The following is a 17,579-nucleotide window of genomic DNA, read 5'->3' as shown; positions in this document are numbered from 1 at the left end:
CCGCGTCCAGCCCGGCCGCCCGCCCGATCCGGTGCCACAGCGCCGTCGCGGACGCGTTGTCGCTGTCCTCGATCATCCGCGCGGCGTGCGCCCGCTCGGCCGCCGCCGGCCGGCGCCCCGCGTCCTGCGCCCGGAGCAGCAGCGCGGCCAGGATGTCGACCTTGACGATGCTCGCCGTGTCGAAGGCCGCGTCGCCGTACACCGCGCGCCGGCCGGAGTCCACCGCGAGCACGGCCGCCGACACGCGCGCGCCCGCCGGCACGCTCACCCCCGCCATCGCCCTGCGCAGCAGCGCGTCCCGGTCCCCCGTCACCGGCTCCGGCACCGACGCCTCCTTCCCCGCCCCGGCCGAACCGCTGACCGAGGGCGCCGCCGCCGACGATACGGCCGCCGTCCCCGGCCGCACCCGCGCCCGCAGGTACGCCGGCTGTGCGCTCCCTCAGGCAGGCGTGCGGACCGGATCAGACGGCGTCACCGGCCCCGCACAAGCCCGGCGGCTTCCCCCCGATAGGCTCGGTGACCGTGGCGAACAAGAACATTCCCGACCCCGGCTTCTCCGACGACGACGGCTCCGCCGACCCCCGGCTGAGCGCCGCGCTCGCCGCCTGGGCCGAGGACCGCAGCGCCCTCGGGCCCGTCCTGGAGGCACTCAAGGGCGCCCGCCTGCTGGTCCCCGTCGTCGCCGTGCTCGGCGAGGTCGAGGAGGACGAGAACGGGCTGCGCCGCGAGAAGACCAGCGACATGGCCGTCCCCACCCTGAAGGCCGGCGACCGCACCGCGCTGCCCGCCTTCACCTCCACCGACTCCCTCGCCCGCTGGGACCCCGCGGCCCGCCCGGTCGCCGTGCCCCTGCACCAGGCGCTCCAGGCCGCCGCGCACGAGAAGGCCGACACGGTCGTGCTCGACCTCGCCGGCCCGGTGCCGTTCGAGCTGACCGGCCCGGCGCTGCTCGCCCTCGCCGAGGGCCGCACCAGCACCGACCCGCTCGCCGACCCCGCCGTGGTGGAGGCCGTCCGTACGGCCGTGGCGGCGGAGCCCGCCGTGCTCCGCGCCCACCTCGGGCCCGGCCGGGCCGACGGCACCCTCGCCCTCGTCCTCGACCCGGCGGCGCCGCCCGCCGAGGCCGCCCGCGCCGTCGCCGAGCGGCTGGCCGCCGACGAGACACTGCGGGCCCGCCTGGTACGCGGCCTCGACCTGGCACTGCTGCCGGCCGGGACCACGCCACCGGGCGAGCCCTTGTACGTGCGCGGGTGAGGTCCGGGGGCGACTAGCCGTAGACCGGGCCGGTGTACTTCTCGCCCGGGCCCTGGCCCGGTTCGTCCGGGACGATCGACGCCTCGCGGAACGCCAGCTGGAGCGACTTCAGGCCGTCGCGCAGCGGGGCCGCGTGGAAGGAGCTGATCTCGGTCGCGCTCGCGTCCAGCAGACCGGCGAGCCCGGTGATCAGCTTGCGGGCCTCGTCCAGGTCCTTGTACTTCTCGCCCTCCTCGCTCAGCCCGAGCTTCACGGCGGCGGCGCTCATCAGGTTGACGGCGACCGTCACGATCACCTCGACGGCGGGGACCTCGGCGATGTCCCGGGTCATCGCGTCGAAGTCGGGGGACTCAGGAGGGGTGTCACTCATGTCCCACACCATAGGTGGTCGCGCCCGGCGCCCCTCAATTAGCCCTTGTCAAGCGATCCTGCTAATCTGAAGGACGACCGGCCGGACATGCTTGTGCCCGGCCCACAAGTGGAGGCTCCGATCTCCCACCTGACCGTCCTCCGGGACGGCGGGTCTTCCGGTCAGGCGGCCACCATCGTTCCGTACGGACGATGGAGTCGCCCGAAGTGCGCCCCGCGACATCGCGGCGGTGCTCCGGTAGTTGTTGGAGCCCCGCCTGTGATCGTCCGGGGCATTTTTTCTGCTTCGGCGCGGTTAGGTCTAAGGAACACAGACGTCCGTGGCTGTCCGCCAGACCGCCGCGTGGTGCTACCGAGGAGGATCCATCAGCGCCGAGCCCCGCATCAACGACCGGATTCGCGTTCCCGAGGTGCGACTTGTCGGTCCCAGTGGCGAGCAGGTGGGCATCGTCCCGCTGGCCAAGGCACTGGAGCTTGCGCAGGAGTACGACCTGGACCTGGTCGAGGTCGCGGCGAACGCCCGTCCGCCCGTGTGCAAGCTCATGGACTACGGGAAGTTCAAGTACGAGTCGGCCATGAAGGCCCGTGAGGCGCGCAAGAACCAGGCGCACACGGTCATCAAGGAGATGAAGCTCCGGCCGAAGATCGACCCGCACGACTATGACACCAAGAAGGGTCACGTCGTCCGGTTCCTCAAGCAGGGCGACAAGGTCAAGATCACGATCATGTTCCGTGGTCGCGAGCAGTCCCGCCCCGAGCTGGGCTACCGACTGCTGCAGCGGCTCGCGGAGGACGTCCAGGACCTCGGCTTCGTGGAGTCGAACCCGAAGCAGGACGGCCGCAACATGATCATGGTCCTCGGTCCGCACAAGAAGAAGACCGAGGCGATGGCCGAGGCTCGCCAGGCTCAGGAGGCCCGCAAGGCGTCCGCGAAGGCCAACCCCGGTCGCTCGCAGAACCCTGCCGAGGTCGAGGCGTCCGCCGAGGAGCCCGCCGAGGCGTGATCCCGGGGGATGTACGTCCCCGAGGATGTAACCGAAAGAAGAGAGCGACGCTCCAGCGTGCCCGGTTTCACGACCGGGCACGGGAGCGCCACCGACGAGGAGATAACGGCGCTATGCCGAAGAACAAGTCGCACAGCGGTGCCAGCAAGCGCTTCAAGGTCACCGGCTCCGGCAAGGTGCTCCGTGAGCGCGCCGGCAAGCGCCACCTGCTCGAGCACAAGTCGTCCCGCGTCACGCGTCGCCTCACCGGCAACGCCGAGATGGCCCCGGGCGACGCCGCGAAGATCAAGAAGCTTCTCGGCAAGTGACGCGGCGGCGCCCTCTGAGCGCCGTGCGTCGGGACCGGGACCGAATCGTTTCCGGGTCGTGTGAGGACCACCACGACCCCGCTACAAGGAGTTAACAAGTGGCACGCGTCAAGCGGGCAGTCAACGCCCACAAGAAGCGCCGGGCGATCCTCGAGCAGGCCTCCGGCTACCGCGGTCAGCGTTCGCGCCTGTACCGCAAGGCCAAGGAGCAGGTCACCCACTCGCTGGTCTACAACTACAACGACCGCAAGAAGCGCAAGGGCGACTTCCGTCAGCTGTGGATCCAGCGCATCAACGCCGCTGCCCGCGCCAACGGCATCACCTACAACCGCTTCATCCAGGGTCTGAAGGCCGCGAACGTCGAGGTCGACCGCAAGATCCTGGCCGAGCTGGCCGTGAACGACGCGAACGCCTTCGCCGCGCTCGTCGAGGTCGCCCAGAAGGCGCTGCCGTCGGACGTCAACGCCCCGAAGGCCGCGTGACGCCGCGCTGGCTCTGAGCCGACGTTCACTTCGGGACCCGCAGGCTGTATGGCTTGCGGGTCCTGTTGTTGGGGCCCCCGGGTGGTTCTCCCGGCTGCGCGTGCGACGCGGCCGGTCGCGCCCGCGCGGCGGAGCCGCATGCCGATACAGCCCCGCGCCCCTGACGGGGTGCTGCACCACCGGTGCGGCGAAGAAGAAGACTTTGTGAAGGTGAACAACAGGATGCCTCCCGTCAGCCCCGAGCTGATCTCCCCCCGGTCCGCCCGTGTCTCCGCCGCTCGGCGGCTCGCGAAGCGGAACTTCCGGGGGAAGGACCGGCTGTTCCTGGCCGAAGGGCCGCAGGCCGTGCGGGAGGCCGCCGGGCACCGGGCCGGGGGAGAGGCGACGCTCGTCGAGCTGTTCGCCACGGTCGAGGCCGCGGAGCGGTACGCCGACATCATCGGCGCGGCCCGGAGCGCCGGCGCCCGGGTGCACCTGGCCTCCGAAGAGGTCATCGCCGACATCTCCACCACCGTCACCCCGCAGGGGCTGGTCGGGGTCTGCCGGTTCCTGGACACCCCCTTCGAGGACATCCTCGCCGCCCGGCCCCGGCTGGTCGCCGTCCTCGCCCACGTACGCGACCCCGGCAACGCTGGCACCGTGCTGCGCTGCGCCGACGCCGCCGGCGCCGAGGCCGTGATCCTCACCGACGCCTCCGTGGACCTGTACAACCCCAAGGCCGTCCGGGCCTCCGTCGGCTCCCACTTCCACCTGCCCGTCGCCGTCGGCGTACCCGTCGAACGGGCCGTGGCCGGACTCCAGGCGGCCGGGGTGCGCATCCTCGCGGCCGACGGGGCCGGCGACCGCGACCTGGACGAGGAACTGGACAAGGGCACCATGGGCGGACCCACCGCCTGGGTGTTCGGCAACGAGGCCTGGGGGCTGCCCGAGGAGACCCGCGCCCTCGCCGACGCCGTCGTCCGCGTCCCCATCCACGGGAAGGCCGAGAGCCTGAACCTCGCCACCGCCGCCGCCGTATGTCTCTACGCGTCGGCCCGTGCACAGCGCGCCTCCGGAGGGTGCCGCTCCGTCACCGAGAGCTAGTAGGGTGACCAGCGCGGGGCCCTGCGCCGTCTGAGAGGTGGGGTACGGGGATGAGTGTGGCCGGCACGAGTACCGCGCCGGGGGGACGGGACGAGCGGCGCACACCCGCGCCCGGGAGCGCGGACGGCTGCCTGGGCGTCGATCCCGACCAGCTGCCCGACGGCCTCGTCATCGCCGACGAGCACGGCCGGGTGACCTGCTTCAACGCCGCCGCCGCGCGGATCACCGCGGTACGGCCCGCCGAGGCCCTCGGACAGCCCCTGGACAAGGTGCTGCCGTTAGAGGACCTGGAGGGGCGCCGCTGGTGGCAGCTCACCGACCCCTACGGCGGGCTGCCGATCCGGGTCCGGCAGCCGGAGCGGAACCTGCTGCTGCCGGGCGGCCGGGAAGTGCTCGTCTCCGCCCGCTACGTACGCGACGAGCCGCTGGGGCCGGTACGGTGCGTGGTCGTCTCCCTCCGGGACACCGAGGCCCGCCGCCGCACCGAGCGCAGCCACGCCGAGCTGATCGCCACCGTGGCCCACGAGCTGCGCTCCCCGCTCACCTCCGTGAAGGGCTTCACGGCCACCCTGCTCGCCAAGTGGGAACGCTTCACCGACGACCAGAAGCGGCTCATGCTGGAGACCGTCGACGCCGACGCCGACCGCGTCACCCGTCTCATCGCCGAACTGCTGGACATCTCCCGGATCGACTCCGGGCGGCTGGAGGTGCGCCGCCAGCCCGTCGACATCGGGGCCGCCGTCTCCCGGCACATCCAGGCCTACGTCGCCGCCGGCCAGCGCGCCGACCGCTTCCTGCTCCGCATCGAGCAGCCGCTGCCCGCCCTGTGGGCCGACCCCGACAAGATCGACCAGGTGCTCAGCAACCTCATCGAAAATGCCGTGCGGCACGGCGAGGGAACCGTCACGATTGACGTCACGCCCACGCCGTCCCCGCGCGAGGGCGAGGAAACCGGCACGTCGGTCACGGTGAGCGACGAGGGGCCTGGCATCCCGGAGGAATCCATGAACCGTGTCTTCACCCGCTTCTGGCGGGGCAGCAAGCGCGGCGGCACGGGCCTCGGGCTGTACATCGTCAAGGGCATCGTGGAGGCCCACGGCGGCACCATCACGGTCGGCCGCGCCCCCGAAGGCGGCGCCGAGTTCCGATTTACGTTGCCCGTGGCGGCCCCCGCGTATCTCGCGTAGTGGCCCACGGGCGCATTCGTACACCTCCACCCCGTTAGACTCGGCCTTTGGCACCTTTGTGTCCTTCACACGGCCGAGCCCGGTGACGGGGACCATCCGCCAGGGGGCACCTCCCAGCGATAGCTGGGGGACACAATCGGAAGCACGGGAAGAGATGTCGGCACCCAATAAGTCGTACGACCCTGTCGAGGTCGAGGCGTTGAAACCGGAAGAGATCGAGCGCATGCGGGACGAGGCGCTCGCCGCCTTCGCCGCCGCGGACTCCCTCGACGCGCTCCACGAGGCCAAGGTGGCCCACACCGGCCCGGCCTCCCCGCTGGCGCTCGCCAACCGCGAGATCGGCGCCCTGCCCCCGCACGCCAAGGCCGAGGCCGGCAAGCGCGTCGGCATGGCCCGCGGCGCCGTGAACAAGGCCCTCGCCGCCCGCCAGGCCGAGCTGGAGGCCGAGCGCGACGCCCGGGTGCTGGTCGAGGAGGCGGTGGACGTCACGCTGCCCTACGACCGCGTCCCGGCCGGCGCCCGCCATCCGCTGACCACGCTCTCCGAGCGCATCGAGGACATCTTCGTGGCCATGGGCTACGAGGTCGCCGAGGGCCCGCAGGTCGAGGCGGAGTGGTTCAACTTCGACGCGCTCAACATCGGGCCGGACCACCCGGCCCGCGGTGAGGCCGACACCTTCTTCGTGCAGGGCCCCGACGGCGGCACCGAGTCCGGCACGGTGCTGCGCACCCACACCTCGCCCGTGCAGATCCGCTCGATGCTCGACCGCGAGCTGCCGGTCTATGTGATCTGCCCCGGCGTCGTCTACCGCACCGACGAGCTGGACGCCACCCACACCCCGGTCTTCCGCCAGGTCGAGCTGCTCGCCGTGGACGAGGGCCTGACCATGGCCGACCTCAAGGGCACCCTGGACCACATGGTCCAGTCCCTGTTCGGCGAGGGCATGAAGACCCGGCTGCGGCCCAACTTCTTCCCCTTCACCGAGCCGAGCGCCGAGATGGACATGCTCTGCTACGTGTGCAAGGGCGAGTCCGTCGGCAACCCCGACCGGCCCTGCCGCACCTGCTCCAGCGAGGGCTGGATCGAGCTGGGCGGCTGCGGCATGGTCAACCCGCGGGTCCTCACGGCCTGCGGCATCGACCCGGAGAAGTACAGCGGCTTCGCCTTCGGGTTCGGCATCGAGCGGATGCTGATGTTCCGCCACAACGTCGAAGACATGCGAGACATGGTCGAGGGTGACGTCCGGTTCACCCGGCCGTTCGGGATGGAGATCTGATGCGGGTCCCGCTTTCTTGGCTGCGGGAGTACGTCGACCTGCCGGCGACGGAGACCGGCCGCGACGTCCAGGCCAAGCTCATTTCGGCCGGCCTGGAGGTCGAGACCGTCGAACAGCTCGGCGCCGACCTCAAGGGCCCGCTGGTCGTCGGCCAGGTGCTGACCATCGAGGAGCTGGAGGGCTTCAAGAAGCCGATCCGCTTCTGCACGGTCGACGTCGGCCAGGCCAACGGCACCGGTGAGCCCCAGGAGATCGTCTGCGGCGCCCGCAACTTCGCCGTCGGCGACAAGGTCGTCGTCGTCCTCCCGGGCGCCACGCTCCCCGGCGGCTTCTCCATCTCCGCCCGCAAGACCTACGGCAAGACGTCCCACGGCATGATCTGCTCCAGCGACGAGCTGGGCATGGGCGACGACGGCACGCACGGCATCATCGTGCTGCCGCCGGAGACCGAGGTCGGCAAGGACGCCATCGAGCTGCTCGAACTGGTCGACGAGGTCCTGGACATCGCCGTCACCGCCAACCGCGGCGACTGCCTGTCCATCCGCGGCGTCGCCCGCGAGACCGCCATCGCCTACGGCCTGCCGCTGCGCGACCCGGCCCTGATCGACGTACCGGCCCCGAACGCCTTCGGCTACCCGGTCCAGGTCTCCGAGCCGTTCGGCTGCGACCGCTTCACCGCCCGCACGGTCACCGGTCTGCGCCCCGAGGCCCGCTCGCCGATCTGGCTCCAGCGCCGGCTGCAGAAGGTCGGCATGCGCCCGATCTCGCTCGCCGTCGACGTCACGAACTACGTGATGATGGAGCTGGGCCAGCCCCTGCACGCCTACGACCGCACGCTGGTCCAGGGCACCATCGGCGTCCGCCGGGCCGAGGAGGGCGAGAAGCTCGTCACCCTCGACGGCGTCGAGCGCACGCTGCACGCCGAGGACCTGGTCATCACCGACGAGCGCGGCCCGATCGGCCTCGCCGGCGTGATGGGCGGCGCCCACACGGAGATCGCCGACCACGAGGTCACCGAGGACGGCGTGAACGGCACCACGGACGTGGTCATCGAGGCCGCTCACTTCGACGCCGTCTCGATCGCCCGTACGGCCCGCCGGCACAAGCTGCTGTCCGAGGCGTCCCGCCGCTTCGAGCGCGGGGTCGACCCGCAGGCCGCCGCGGCCGCCGCGCAGCGCACCGTGGACCTGCTGGTCCTGCTCGCCGGCGGTACGGCGGAGGCCGGTGTCACCGAGGTCATCGCGCCCTCGGCGCCGCACACCATCACCCTCCCGGCCGACCACCCGGACAAGGTGGCGGGTGTGCACTACGGCCGCGAGACGGTCGTCCGCCGCCTCCAGCAGGTCGGCTGCGACGTGTACGGGCAGGACGAGCTGATCGTCACCGTCCCGTCCTGGCGGCCCGACCTGGTCGACCCGAACGACCTCGCCGAGGAGGTCATCCGCCTCGAGGGCTACGAGAACCTGCCCTCCACGCTGCCCAAGCTGCCCTCGGGCCGCGGCCTCACGCACCGCCAGCGGCTGCACCGCAGGGTCGGCCGCGCGCTGGCCGGAGCGGGCTACGTCGAGGCGCCGAACTACCCCTTCGTCAGCGAGCAGGTCTTCGACCAGCTCGGCCTGGACTCCGACGACCCGGCCCGCCGTGTCGTCAAGCTGGTCAACCCGCTCAGCGACGAGGAGCCCGCGCTCCGCACCACGCTGCTGCCGGGCCTGCTCGGTGCGCTGCGGCGCAATGCCGGCCGCGGCTCGCACGACCTGGCGCTGTTCGAGACCGGGCTGGTGTTCCACCCGCGCGAGGAGCAGCGCGTCGCCGCGCACCTGCCCGTGGACCGGCGGCCCAGCGACGAGGAGATCGCCGCGCTGAACGCCGCGCTGCCCGAGCAGCCGCGGCACGTGGCCGTCGTCCTCGCGGGCGCTCGCGAGCAGTCCGGCTGGTGGGGCAAGGGCCGTCCCGCGGACTGGGCCGACGCCGTCGAGGCGGCGCGTGCCGTCGCCCGTGAGGCCGGCGCCGAACTGGTCGTGCGCAAGGGGCAGTACGGCCCCTGGCACCCCGGCCGCTGCGCCGAGCTGCTGGTCGTCGTCGACGGCACGGAGCGGGTCGTGGGCCATGCGGGCGAACTGCACCCGCGGGTCCTCAAGGCCCTGGGCCTGCCGGAGCGCACCTGTGCGGCGGAGCTGAACCTGGACGCCCTGGAGGCGGCGGGCGACGGCACCCCGCGGGCTCCGCGGATCTCCACGTTCCCCGTGGCCACGCAGGACGTCGCCCTCGTCGTCGACCAGTTCGTGCCGCACGCCGACGTGGAGGCCGCGCTGCGCGAGGGCGCGGGAGAGCTGCTGGAGTCCATCCGGCTGTTCGACGTGTACGAGAACGCCGAGCAGCTGGGGGACGGGAAGAAGTCGCTGGCGTACGCGCTCCGCTTCCGGGCCGCTGACCGCACGCTGACCGTGGATGAGGCCTCGGCCGCGAGGGACTCCGCCGTGGCTCTTGCCGGTGAGCGTACGGGTGCGGTGCTGAGGGGTTAGTCGCCGTCGGGGTTCTGTGCGTGGCCGGCCGCGGGTTTCCTGTGGCCGGCCACGCGCAGTTCCCCGCGCCCCTTCGAGGGCGCCTCAAACCCTCTGTCAGCTGCATAAATGCAGGCTGGCTTGGGTGATCTCACTCGTTCGGGTGGGAAGTAAGGGCGATCTGACCCGGCCGGGTCATGCCGTCGACAGAATCGGACCGGCCTTTCGGGGTCGGTCCGTCTGCTCTGTCAGGGCCCATATGGGGGACCAGAGGCATGATCCGCATCAAGGCACGGGCGCCCACCGGGCGAGCCGTACTGCCCACCGTCTGGGGAGCCGTCGCGGTCGGCTACAAGCTCGGCTGCCCGCTCGCCCAGCAGGACGGGCTCGGGGCGCGCATCGTCACCAGTGCCGTGTTCTTCGCCGTCGGCACCGGACTCATATTCCATGTCCGGCGCGCTCTGCTCCGGGAGCTGCGGCTCGCCCGGCGGGTCGCGCGGGCCGCGCAGAACGTCGTCCTGCGTCCGCTGCCGCCGCGTCTCGACGGGATCGATGTCGCCGCCGCGCAGCTCTCCGCCGACCGGGGCGCGAGCGTCGGCGGCGATCTGTACGAGGCCGTCGCCACCGAGCACGGGGTCAGGGTGGTGATGGGGGACGTACGCGGGCACGGTCTGGCCGCCCTCGGGACCGTCGCGGCGCTCCTCGGCAGCTTCCGCGAGGCCGCCCACGACGAGCCGGAACTCGGCCGCGTGCTCCGCAGACTGGACCGCGCCCTCGCCCGCCACCTGCGCGAACGCGCCCGCGCCGAGCATCCGGCGTGCGGTGCCGCGGCCCCCGACAACCCGGTCGCCGAGGAGTTCGTCACCGTCCTGGTGCTGGAGATCGGCAGGGACGGCGAGCTGCGCGTCCTCAACTGCGGCCATCCGTGGCCGTACGTGGTGCGGGGTGTCCGGGTGGAGCAGCTGAGCTGCGGGGATCCGCTTCCGCCGCTGGGACCGTTTCCGTTGCCGGCCGAGCTGGAGGCGCTGTCCTGCGGCCGGCTGCTTCCGGGGGAGTCGCTCGTGCTCTTCACGGACGGGGCGGAGGACGCACGGGACACGCACGGCCGCTTCTTCCCGCTGCCCGCGGCCCTGCGTGACGCCGTGAGCGACCAGCCGGTGTCACCGCAGACGGTGCTGCGCACCCTGTTCGGGGCCCTTCTGCACCACACAGCCGGCAGCCCGGCGGACGACGTGGCCCTTCTGGTCCTGCGGAACGGCCGGGGAAGGGGCACGGTGTCCTGCCCGGGGGCGCGGGGCGGTGACATCAGCGGCTCCGCCGCGCGGGCGCGCTCGGCCCCCACCCACCCGCAGCCGACGACGCACCGCTAGGGCCGGCATGATCCGAGCGACAGGCCCTGGCCGTCGGGGGCCCGGCCGAGCCGCTGCTGTGTCGAGGGGGGAGCCGGCGGCCCGGCCGGTCTCTCGCGAGGCCCCCCAGTCAACCGGACCGACACGCTCCGCAACAGCGCGCGTACGCCGCGGATACGGGCACTCCGTTCACACCCCGTGTGAACGGGGAGCCACTACGCTGACCGCACCAGGCCACTCGGGGGGCATCCCATGCAGCCCAACACTCTGCTCGACGCCATCCTGGACGAGGCGGGGATCTCGCACGCCGGCCTCGCCGCCCACGTCAACCAGGCGGGACGCGGCCGCGGTCTCGCGCTGCGGTACGAACACACCGCCGTCGCACGGTGGTTGAAGGGCCAGCGGCCCCGGGGTCAGGTCCCCGACCTGATCTGCGAGGTGCTGGCGGCGCGCTTGCAGCGGCCCGTCACGCTCGACGACATCGGGCTCGGCGTGCCGGGCGAGCCCAGCACCCCGCACGCCGGTTCGCTGGGCGGGTTCGTGGAGCGGGCCACCGCCCTGTGGCGGTCGGACGAACAGCAGCGGCCCCATGTACTGGGGGCGCCGGCCGTCACCGGCACCCCCGCCGTGATGCCGGTGTGGGAGTGGGAGAACCCGCCCGAGGACGTGGACGTCTCCCGGGGCGGCCGGCACCCGGTCACCGCGGCCGACATCGAGATGCTGCGGGCCGCCCGGACGCACTACGAGCAGATGTACCGCAAGGCCGGCGGCATCGCGACCCGGACCCGGATCGTCGGTTTCCTCAACACCGAGGCCGCGCCGCTGCTGCGCGGCGGCTACACCGACGCCACCGGCCGCCAACTGCACCGGGCGACCGGCGGGTTGGTGGCCATCGCGGGCATCTGCGCGTACGACTCCGACGCCCACGGACTCGCCCAGCGCTACTTCCACCAGGCGCTGCGGCTGGCGAAGGCCAGCGGGGACCGGGGACTCGGGGCGTATGTGATCGCGCTGCTGGTCAACCAGTCGCTGTTCATGCGGGAGTACCGGCAGGCCGTCGCCTTCGCCGAGGCCGCGCTGCGCACCGCCGGCCGGCACATCACCCCGGCGCTCGCCTCCGACCTGTACGCGATGCAGGCCAAGGCGTACGCCCATCTCGGCGACAGCGGCAGCGCGCTGTCCTGCATCCGGCGCGCGGAGACGGCGGCCGACCGGATCCGGCGCGGCTACGAGCCCGACGAGACCGGGTACGTGCAGCCCGGGCTGGTCAATGTGCAGGTGGCCGAGGCGCTGCTCAGCCTCGGGGAACTCGCCGCCGCCCGGGAGCACGCGGCGGCGGCCGTCGACAACCCCGCCCACGACCGGGGGCGGGTGCACCGACTGGCCATGCTCAGCACCATCGAACTGCGCCAGGGCAACGCCGACAGAGCCGTGGCCACCGCCGTGCAGATGGCGGAGCAGGCGCGGGGCATGGAGTCCCAGCGGCTGCGCGACCGGCTGCGCGCGGTACGCGAGCACCTGGTGCGCTGCGGCTCGGCCGGCACCGCCGAGGCCGCCGAACTCATCGACGGGGCACTGCGCGTGCCCCTGTAGGCGCACTGTGGGCACACCGTCCCTGCTGCGATATTGCCACTTACTCGACGGAAGGTGGCAGAACCGTGCAGTGGACGAAACAGAACGAACAAACTGTGTATGAAAACCGCTGGTTCAGCGTCAATCTCGCAGATGTCGAGCTGCCGGACGGCCGGCACCTGGACCACTTCCTGATCCGGCTGCGCCCCGTGGCCGTGGCCACGGTCGTCAACGAGGCGAACGAGGTGCTGCTGTTGTGGCGGCACCGCTTCATCACCGACAGCTGGGGCTGGGAGCTGGCCGCGGGCGTCGTCGAGGACGGCGAGGACATAGCGAGCGCGGCGGCCAGGGAACTGGAGGAGGAGACCGGCTGGCGGCCGGGGCCTCTGCACCACCTCATGAGCGTGGAGCCGTCCAACGGCCTCACCGACGCCCGGCACCACATCTACTGGTCCGACCGGGGGGAGTACGTCGGGCACCCCGTGGACGACTTCGAGTCGGACCGGCGGGAGTGGGTCCCGCTGAAGCTCGTCCCCGACCTGATCGCCCGTGGGGAGGTCCCGGCCGCCAACATGGCGGCCGCGTTACTCCTGCTGCACCACCTCAGGCTCGCCGAAGGCTAAGGGCGCTGCCGAACGGCACGGCCTCAACGGCCCAGCGCCTGCCACACCGTCACCACGAGCGCGCCGAGCGCGGTCAGCGCGGCGAGCGAGGGCAGCGGCCAGCGTGCGTGTTCCAGCGAGGCCATCCGGGTGTTCAGCTCGTCCAGCTCCTTGGCGGTCTCCTCGGTGCGGTGCCGCAGCAGCGCCAGCCCTCCCTCGACGCGGGCGTAGGCCACATCGAGGCGGCGGCGTAACTCTGCGAGTTCTCCATGGACCACGGGATGCTCCGGATCGGCGGTCACGGGTCCGCTCCTTTCGGTAGTCGGCATGGTTGGTTCCGCATCCCTTGCATGCGCATGATGAGTCAACTCGCCTGGTGGGCGCGTGGGGAGCGTGTGTGGCGGGCATATGCGTGCCCGGCGCGCACACGGTGTGTGAAACAGACGGGCCCGGCACCGAAGTCCGGTGCCGGGCCCGCAGGGCGTCGCTCTTCGTAATCAGCCGTAGGTGTAGAAGCCCGAGCCGGTCTTCCGGCCCAGCCGGCCCGCCTCGACCATGCGCTGGAGCAGCGGGGGAGCGGCGTACAGCGGCTCCTTGTACTCGGCGTACATCGAGTTGGCGATGGAGACGATGGTGTCCAGGCCGATCAGGTCGGACAGCTTCAGCGGGCCCATCGGGTGGGCGCAGCCCATCTCCATGCCGTTGTCGATGTCCTCGCGGCTCGCGATGCCCGACTCGAACATCCGGATCGCGGACAGCAGGTAGGGCACGAGCAGCGCGTTCACCACGAAGCCGGAGCGGTCCTGGGCGCGGATGGCGTGCTTGCCGAGCACCTTCTCGGCGAAGACCTGGGCCCGGCTGAGGGTGCCCTCGGAGGTGGTGAGCGCCGGGATCAGCTCGACCAGCTGCTGCACCGGTGCCGGGTTGAAGAAGTGGATGCCGACGACGTGGTCCGGGCGGGAGGTGGCGACCGCCAGCTTCACCAGCGGGATCGAGGAGGTGTTGGAGGCCAGGATCGCGTCCGGCCGGGTCACCACCTGGTCGAGCACCTGGAAGATCTCGGTCTTCACCTGCTCGTTCTCGACGACGGCCTCGATCACCAGGTCCCGGTCGGCGAACTCGCCGAGGTCGGTGGTGAAGCTCAGCCGCGCCTGTGCGTCGTCCCGCTCGGCCTCGGTGATCTTGCCGCGTTCGGCGGCCTTGGCCAGGGAGTTGTTCAGCCGGGTGCGGCCGATCTCCAGGGCCTCGCCGGTGGTCTCGGCGACCTTCACGTCCAGTCCCGCGCGGGCGCACACCTCGGCGATGCCCGCGCCCATCTGGCCGCAGCCCACGACTCCGACGCGCTCGATGTCGGTCACATCGTCCCCTTCGCTGAGTTCTCCGGCACGCTCGGCAGACCTCCGGGTTCGGCGCCTGCTCCGATCGTGCACGTTACCGCCAAGTATCGATGATCGATCGCCCGGGTGGGGGCATCCTGAAGCGCGAAACGATCCGTGACGGAGCGGATCCGGAGCGTACGGGGGTGTGCCGGTGGGGCGCATGTCTCGGCGGGCCTTCGCACTGGCCGCGCTGTCCACGCTGGCCTCCGCACCGCGCGCGGCGGCGCGGAGCACCGTCGGCCCGGGGCCGGACAGCGTCCCGGATCCGGCGCCGGGCGCGGCCCCGGCCGTAAGCGCCATGGACCCGGCACCGGCCGAGGGGGCCGCCGTCCCGGCCGGGAGCGCGGCACCGGCGCCGTACCCCGTCCCCCGGGCGAGCGCGCAGATGCGGGGCGTCTGGATCGCGACCGTCGTCAACCGGGACTGGCCCTCCCGGCCCGGCCGCACGGCGAGCGAGCAGCGCAAGGAGCTGATCGCCCATCTCGACCGGGCGGTGCGCGACCGGCTCAACACGGTGATCCTCCAGGTGCGGCCCACGGCCGACGCGCTGTGGCCGTCACCGTACGAGCCCTGGTCCGAGTACCTCACCGGCACCCAGGGCCGCGACCCGGGCTGGGACCCGCTGGGCACGGCCGTCGAGGAGGCCCACGCCCGCGGTCTGGAACTGCACGCCTGGTGCAACCCGTACCGGATCGCGAACCACGCCGACCCCGCCCGGCTGGCCGCCTCGCACCCGGCGCGCAAGCACCCCGACTGGGTGGTCCGGCACGGCGGCCGGCTCTACTACAACCCCGGTCTGCCGGCGGTCCGCGCCTTCGTGCGGCAGGCGATGCTCGACGCGGTCGCCCGGTACCCGGTCGACGCCGTCCACTTCGACGACTACTTCTACCCCTATCCGATCGCCGGGCAGACCTTCGACGACGACGAGGCGTACGACCGCTACGGCGGCGCCTTCTCCAGTCGGGCCGCCTGGCGCCGGGACAACATCGACAAGCTGGTGCGGGAGATGGCCGCCGGTATCAAGGAGGTCCGGCCCGGCACCCGGTTCGGGATCAGCCCCTTCGGCGTGTGGCGCAACGCCTCCACCGACACGCGCGGCTCCGACACCCGGGCGGGCGTCCAGACGTACGACGACCTGTACGCCGACACCCGCAGGTGGGTCCGCGAGCACTGGATCGACTACATCGTGCCGCAGCTGTACTGGCACATCGGCTACTCGGCCGCCGACTACGCCCGGCTGGTGGCCTGGTGGGCACAGGTCGCCCAGGGCACCAAGACGCATCTGTACGTCGGCGAGGCGCTGTACCGGGCGGGCGCCGCGGGGCAGCCCGCGGCCTGGCAGGACCCGGCCGAGCTGTCCCGCCATCTGACGCTCGCCGCCGCGTACCCGCAGGTGCGCGGGCATGTCTTCTTCGCCGCCAAGGACCTGGCGGCCGATCCGATCGGCGCGATGGCACGCGTGGTCGCCGACCACTACCGGGGGCCGGCGACACCACCGCGGTGAGCTATCGCTGCTGCTCCTTCTTGGGCTCCAGCACGCAGTCGGGTCCGGGGGACAGAACCGTTTCGTGCCCGTCCTCGGCCCGCACGCGGTAGGGCGGGTTGCCCTCGGGGCCGAGTACCTCGACGACTTCTACGACATGGTCGTGTTGGCCGACCACCCTGCCGTGCTTGACAAGCCGGTCGCCCTTGGATGCGCGCATCTGGCAGGCCCTCCTCACGATCACGACCGCTGGGTGACGGCGATGCACACGAGCACGGCCACGGCGGTCAGAGGAGCGGCCATCGTGAAGTGCTCGCCCAGCAGCAGCGCCGACCACACCAGTGTGAGCAGGGGCTGAGCCAACTGCAACTGGCTGGCCCGGGGGATGCCGATGGCCGCCATGCCGCGGTACCAGACGAGCAGTCCGAGGAAGGTCGAGCCGACCGCCACCCACACCAGGCCCGTCACCCCGTGCACGGTCAGGTGCACCGGCTCGAAGGTGAGCGCGAGTGCCGCGGCCGGCACGGTCAGCGGCAGGCACAGCACCAGCGCCCAGCCGATGACCTGCCAGCCCGGCATCACCCGGGCCAGCCGGCCGCCCTCGGTGTATCCGGCCGCGCACACCAGCAGCGCCCCGAACAGATAGCCGTCCGCCGCGGTGAGCGCGCCGCCGCTCTGGGCGACGGTGAAGGCGAGCACGGCCGCCGCGCCCGCCACGGCCGCCAGCCAGAACCGGCGGGAGGGCCGGGCACCGGTGCGCAGCGCCGAGAACACGGCGGTGGTCAGCGGCAGCAGCCCCACCACGACGGCCGCGTGGGCGGTGGTGGACGTCTGCAGGGCGAGCGTGGTCAGCATCGGGAAGCCCAGCACCACACCGGCGGCGACCACGGCCAGCCCGGCCAGATGGCGCCGCGCCGGAAGGGGCACGCGCAGGGCGAGCAGGCAACCGCCGGCGACGACCGCGGCGAGGACACCGCGCACCGCCACCAGCGACCACGGGCCGAAGCTCTCCAGGCCCCAGGCGGTCGACGGGAAGGTCAGCGAGAAGGCGACGACCCCCAGGGCGGCCTGGGCGGTGCCGAGTCCCCGGGTCTCCCGGGGAGCGGTGACTGCTATCGGCCTCGCGGTAGTAGCGCTACTCTGTGTTCTCATGCAACAGCGTAGCAGCGTCGGTGAACTGGCAGAACAGCTCCGCAGGGAGCTGGACCGCTACTCTCCAGGTGGAAAGCTCCCGTCGAGCCGGGCGCTGGTCGAGCGGTTCCGGGTGAGCCCGGTGACCGTCTCCCGGGCGCTCGCCCAGCTCGCCGCCGAGGGGCTGGTGGTCACCCGGCCGGGCGCCGGCGCCTTCCGGGCCCGGCCGCACACGCCGCAGACCCCCGCCGGCGACACCTCCTGGCAGCAGGTCGCGCTGAGCGCCGACGGCTCCGCCGACGTCGTACCGCGCACGGTGGACCCCTGGGGCGTCGTGGTCTCGCTGGCCGCGCCGCCCCCCGGCGTGCTGGAGTTCAACGGCGGCTACCTGCACTCCTCCCTCCAGCCGGAGCGCGCCATGGCGGCGGCCCTGGCCCGGGCCGGGCGGCGGCCGGGTGCCTGGGGCCGGCCGCCGCTGGAGGGGCTGCCGGAGCTGCGGGAGTGGTTCGCGCGCGGTATCGGCGGCGCCGTCACGGCGGCCGAGGTGCTGATCGCGGCGGGCGGCCAGGCCGCGCTGGCCACCGCCCTGCGCGCGCTCG

At 72.5% G+C, this 17,579-nt stretch carries 18 protein-coding genes and 1 pseudogene; 13 read left to right on the top strand and 6 right to left on the bottom strand.

Going from position 1 to position 17,579, the window contains the following annotated elements:
• Positions 1 to 325 (bottom strand): annotated as a pseudogene (locus CCN44_RS04215) (serine hydrolase); the annotation flags it as partial.
• A 197-nt stretch (positions 326 to 522) separates the two neighbouring features.
• Here CCN44_RS04215 and CCN44_RS04210 point away from each other — a divergent pair.
• Positions 523 to 1,254 carry an SseB family protein gene (locus tag CCN44_RS04210; protein WP_059254858.1) on the top strand — a complete coding sequence of 244 codons (732 nt, stop codon included), beginning with the start codon at positions 523 to 525 and terminating at the stop codon, positions 1,252 to 1,254.
• A gap of 13 nt (positions 1,255 to 1,267) precedes the next feature.
• Here the strand turns inward: CCN44_RS04210 and CCN44_RS04205 are convergent, their stop codons facing one another.
• Positions 1,268 to 1,624 carry a DUF1844 domain-containing protein gene (locus CCN44_RS04205; RefSeq protein ID WP_059254857.1) on the bottom strand — a complete coding sequence of 119 codons (357 nt, stop codon included), beginning with the start codon at positions 1,622 to 1,624 and terminating at the stop codon, positions 1,268 to 1,270.
• Between the two features lie 319 nt (positions 1,625 to 1,943).
• Between CCN44_RS04205 and infC the strand changes: the two genes are divergently transcribed.
• The 10 genes from infC (at position 1,944) to CCN44_RS04150 (ending at position 13,008) form a co-directional block, all read left to right on the top strand.
• Positions 1,944 to 2,627, top strand: coding sequence for a translation initiation factor IF-3 (gene infC, locus CCN44_RS04195; RefSeq protein WP_079080902.1), 684 nt, complete (start codon positions 1,944 to 1,946; stop codon positions 2,625 to 2,627).
• Positions 2,628 to 2,740: 113 nt separating this feature from the next.
• Entirely contained in the window at positions 2,741 to 2,935 is a 195-nt protein-coding gene (rpmI, locus tag CCN44_RS04190; RefSeq protein WP_004933563.1) for a 50S ribosomal protein L35, read from the top strand.
• A gap of 98 nt (positions 2,936 to 3,033) precedes the next feature.
• Complete coding sequence (gene rplT / locus CCN44_RS04185; protein WP_006141703.1) at positions 3,034 to 3,417, top strand: 50S ribosomal protein L20; 384 nt, start codon at positions 3,034 to 3,036, stop codon at positions 3,415 to 3,417.
• Between the two features lie 222 nt (positions 3,418 to 3,639).
• The gene (locus CCN44_RS04180; protein WP_059248341.1) at positions 3,640 to 4,500 is read left to right on the top strand and encodes a TrmH family RNA methyltransferase; all 861 of its coding nucleotides are present in this window, start codon (positions 3,640 to 3,642) and stop codon (positions 4,498 to 4,500) included.
• Positions 4,501 to 4,550: 50 nt separating this feature from the next.
• Positions 4,551 to 5,687: a sensor histidine kinase gene (locus tag CCN44_RS04175; protein ID WP_059248340.1), complete on the top strand. Its 1,137-nt coding sequence runs from the start codon at positions 4,551 to 4,553 to the stop codon at positions 5,685 to 5,687.
• Between the two features lie 154 nt (positions 5,688 to 5,841).
• Positions 5,842 to 6,963 (top strand): phenylalanine--tRNA ligase subunit alpha, encoded by a 1,122-nt coding sequence (gene pheS, locus CCN44_RS04170; RefSeq protein ID WP_059248339.1) that lies wholly within the window; start codon positions 5,842 to 5,844, stop codon positions 6,961 to 6,963.
• Positions 6,963 to 9,485 carry a phenylalanine--tRNA ligase subunit beta gene (gene pheT / locus CCN44_RS04165; RefSeq protein WP_086696882.1) on the top strand — a complete coding sequence of 841 codons (2,523 nt, stop codon included), beginning with the start codon at positions 6,963 to 6,965 and terminating at the stop codon, positions 9,483 to 9,485. Before pheS ends, pheT begins: the two co-directional genes overlap by 1 nt.
• 254 nt (positions 9,486 to 9,739) lie before the next feature.
• The gene (locus tag CCN44_RS04160) at positions 9,740 to 10,834 is read left to right on the top strand and encodes a PP2C family protein-serine/threonine phosphatase (RefSeq protein WP_086696881.1); all 1,095 of its coding nucleotides are present in this window, start codon (positions 9,740 to 9,742) and stop codon (positions 10,832 to 10,834) included.
• A gap of 231 nt (positions 10,835 to 11,065) precedes the next feature.
• The gene (locus CCN44_RS04155) at positions 11,066 to 12,406 is read left to right on the top strand and encodes a transcriptional regulator (RefSeq protein ID WP_086696880.1); all 1,341 of its coding nucleotides are present in this window, start codon (positions 11,066 to 11,068) and stop codon (positions 12,404 to 12,406) included.
• 65 nt (positions 12,407 to 12,471) lie between these two features.
• A complete protein-coding gene (locus CCN44_RS04150) occupies positions 12,472 to 13,008 on the top strand; it encodes an NUDIX hydrolase (RefSeq protein ID WP_189397287.1) in 537 nt (178 codons plus the stop codon).
• Positions 13,009 to 13,031: 23 nt separating this feature from the next.
• Here the strand turns inward: CCN44_RS04150 and CCN44_RS04145 are convergent, their stop codons facing one another.
• Both CCN44_RS04145 and CCN44_RS04140 read right to left on the bottom strand, forming a co-directional pair.
• The gene (locus CCN44_RS04145) at positions 13,032 to 13,289 is read right to left on the bottom strand and encodes a hypothetical protein (RefSeq protein WP_059248335.1); all 258 of its coding nucleotides are present in this window, start codon (positions 13,287 to 13,289) and stop codon (positions 13,032 to 13,034) included.
• A 195-nt stretch (positions 13,290 to 13,484) separates the two neighbouring features.
• Entirely contained in the window at positions 13,485 to 14,345 is an 861-nt protein-coding gene (locus CCN44_RS04140; protein ID WP_059248334.1) for a 3-hydroxybutyryl-CoA dehydrogenase, read from the bottom strand.
• 181 nt (positions 14,346 to 14,526) lie between these two features.
• Here CCN44_RS04140 and CCN44_RS04135 point away from each other — a divergent pair, with 181 nt between their 5' ends.
• On the top strand, positions 14,527 to 15,870 hold the full coding sequence (locus tag CCN44_RS04135; RefSeq protein WP_223283940.1) for a glycoside hydrolase family 10 protein: 1,344 nt from the start codon (positions 14,527 to 14,529) through the stop codon (positions 15,868 to 15,870).
• Position 15,871: 1 nt separating this feature from the next.
• Here CCN44_RS04135 and CCN44_RS04130 read toward each other — a convergent pair whose 3' ends face one another.
• Both CCN44_RS04130 and CCN44_RS04125 read right to left on the bottom strand, forming a co-directional pair.
• Positions 15,872 to 16,069 carry a DUF1918 domain-containing protein gene (locus CCN44_RS04130; protein ID WP_059248332.1) on the bottom strand — a complete coding sequence of 66 codons (198 nt, stop codon included), beginning with the start codon at positions 16,067 to 16,069 and terminating at the stop codon, positions 15,872 to 15,874.
• A 20-nt stretch (positions 16,070 to 16,089) separates the two neighbouring features.
• Positions 16,090 to 17,001, bottom strand: coding sequence for a DMT family transporter (locus tag CCN44_RS04125; protein ID WP_086696878.1), 912 nt, complete (start codon positions 16,999 to 17,001; stop codon positions 16,090 to 16,092).
• On the opposite strand from CCN44_RS04125, the gene CCN44_RS04120 reads away from it, so the two are divergent.
• On the top strand, positions 17,000 to 17,579 hold a 580-nt coding region (locus CCN44_RS04120; RefSeq protein ID WP_143649615.1), incomplete at its 3' end, for a GntR family transcriptional regulator. The two genes, CCN44_RS04125 and CCN44_RS04120, sit on opposite strands and share 2 nt — an antisense overlap.

The organism is Streptomyces tricolor, assembly GCF_002155905.1.
Lineage (GTDB): Bacteria > Actinomycetota > Actinomycetes > Streptomycetales > Streptomycetaceae > Streptomyces > Streptomyces tricolor.
The sequence above is the reverse complement of the archived record's forward strand: the minus strand, read 5'-3'. Positions and strand labels throughout refer to the sequence as shown.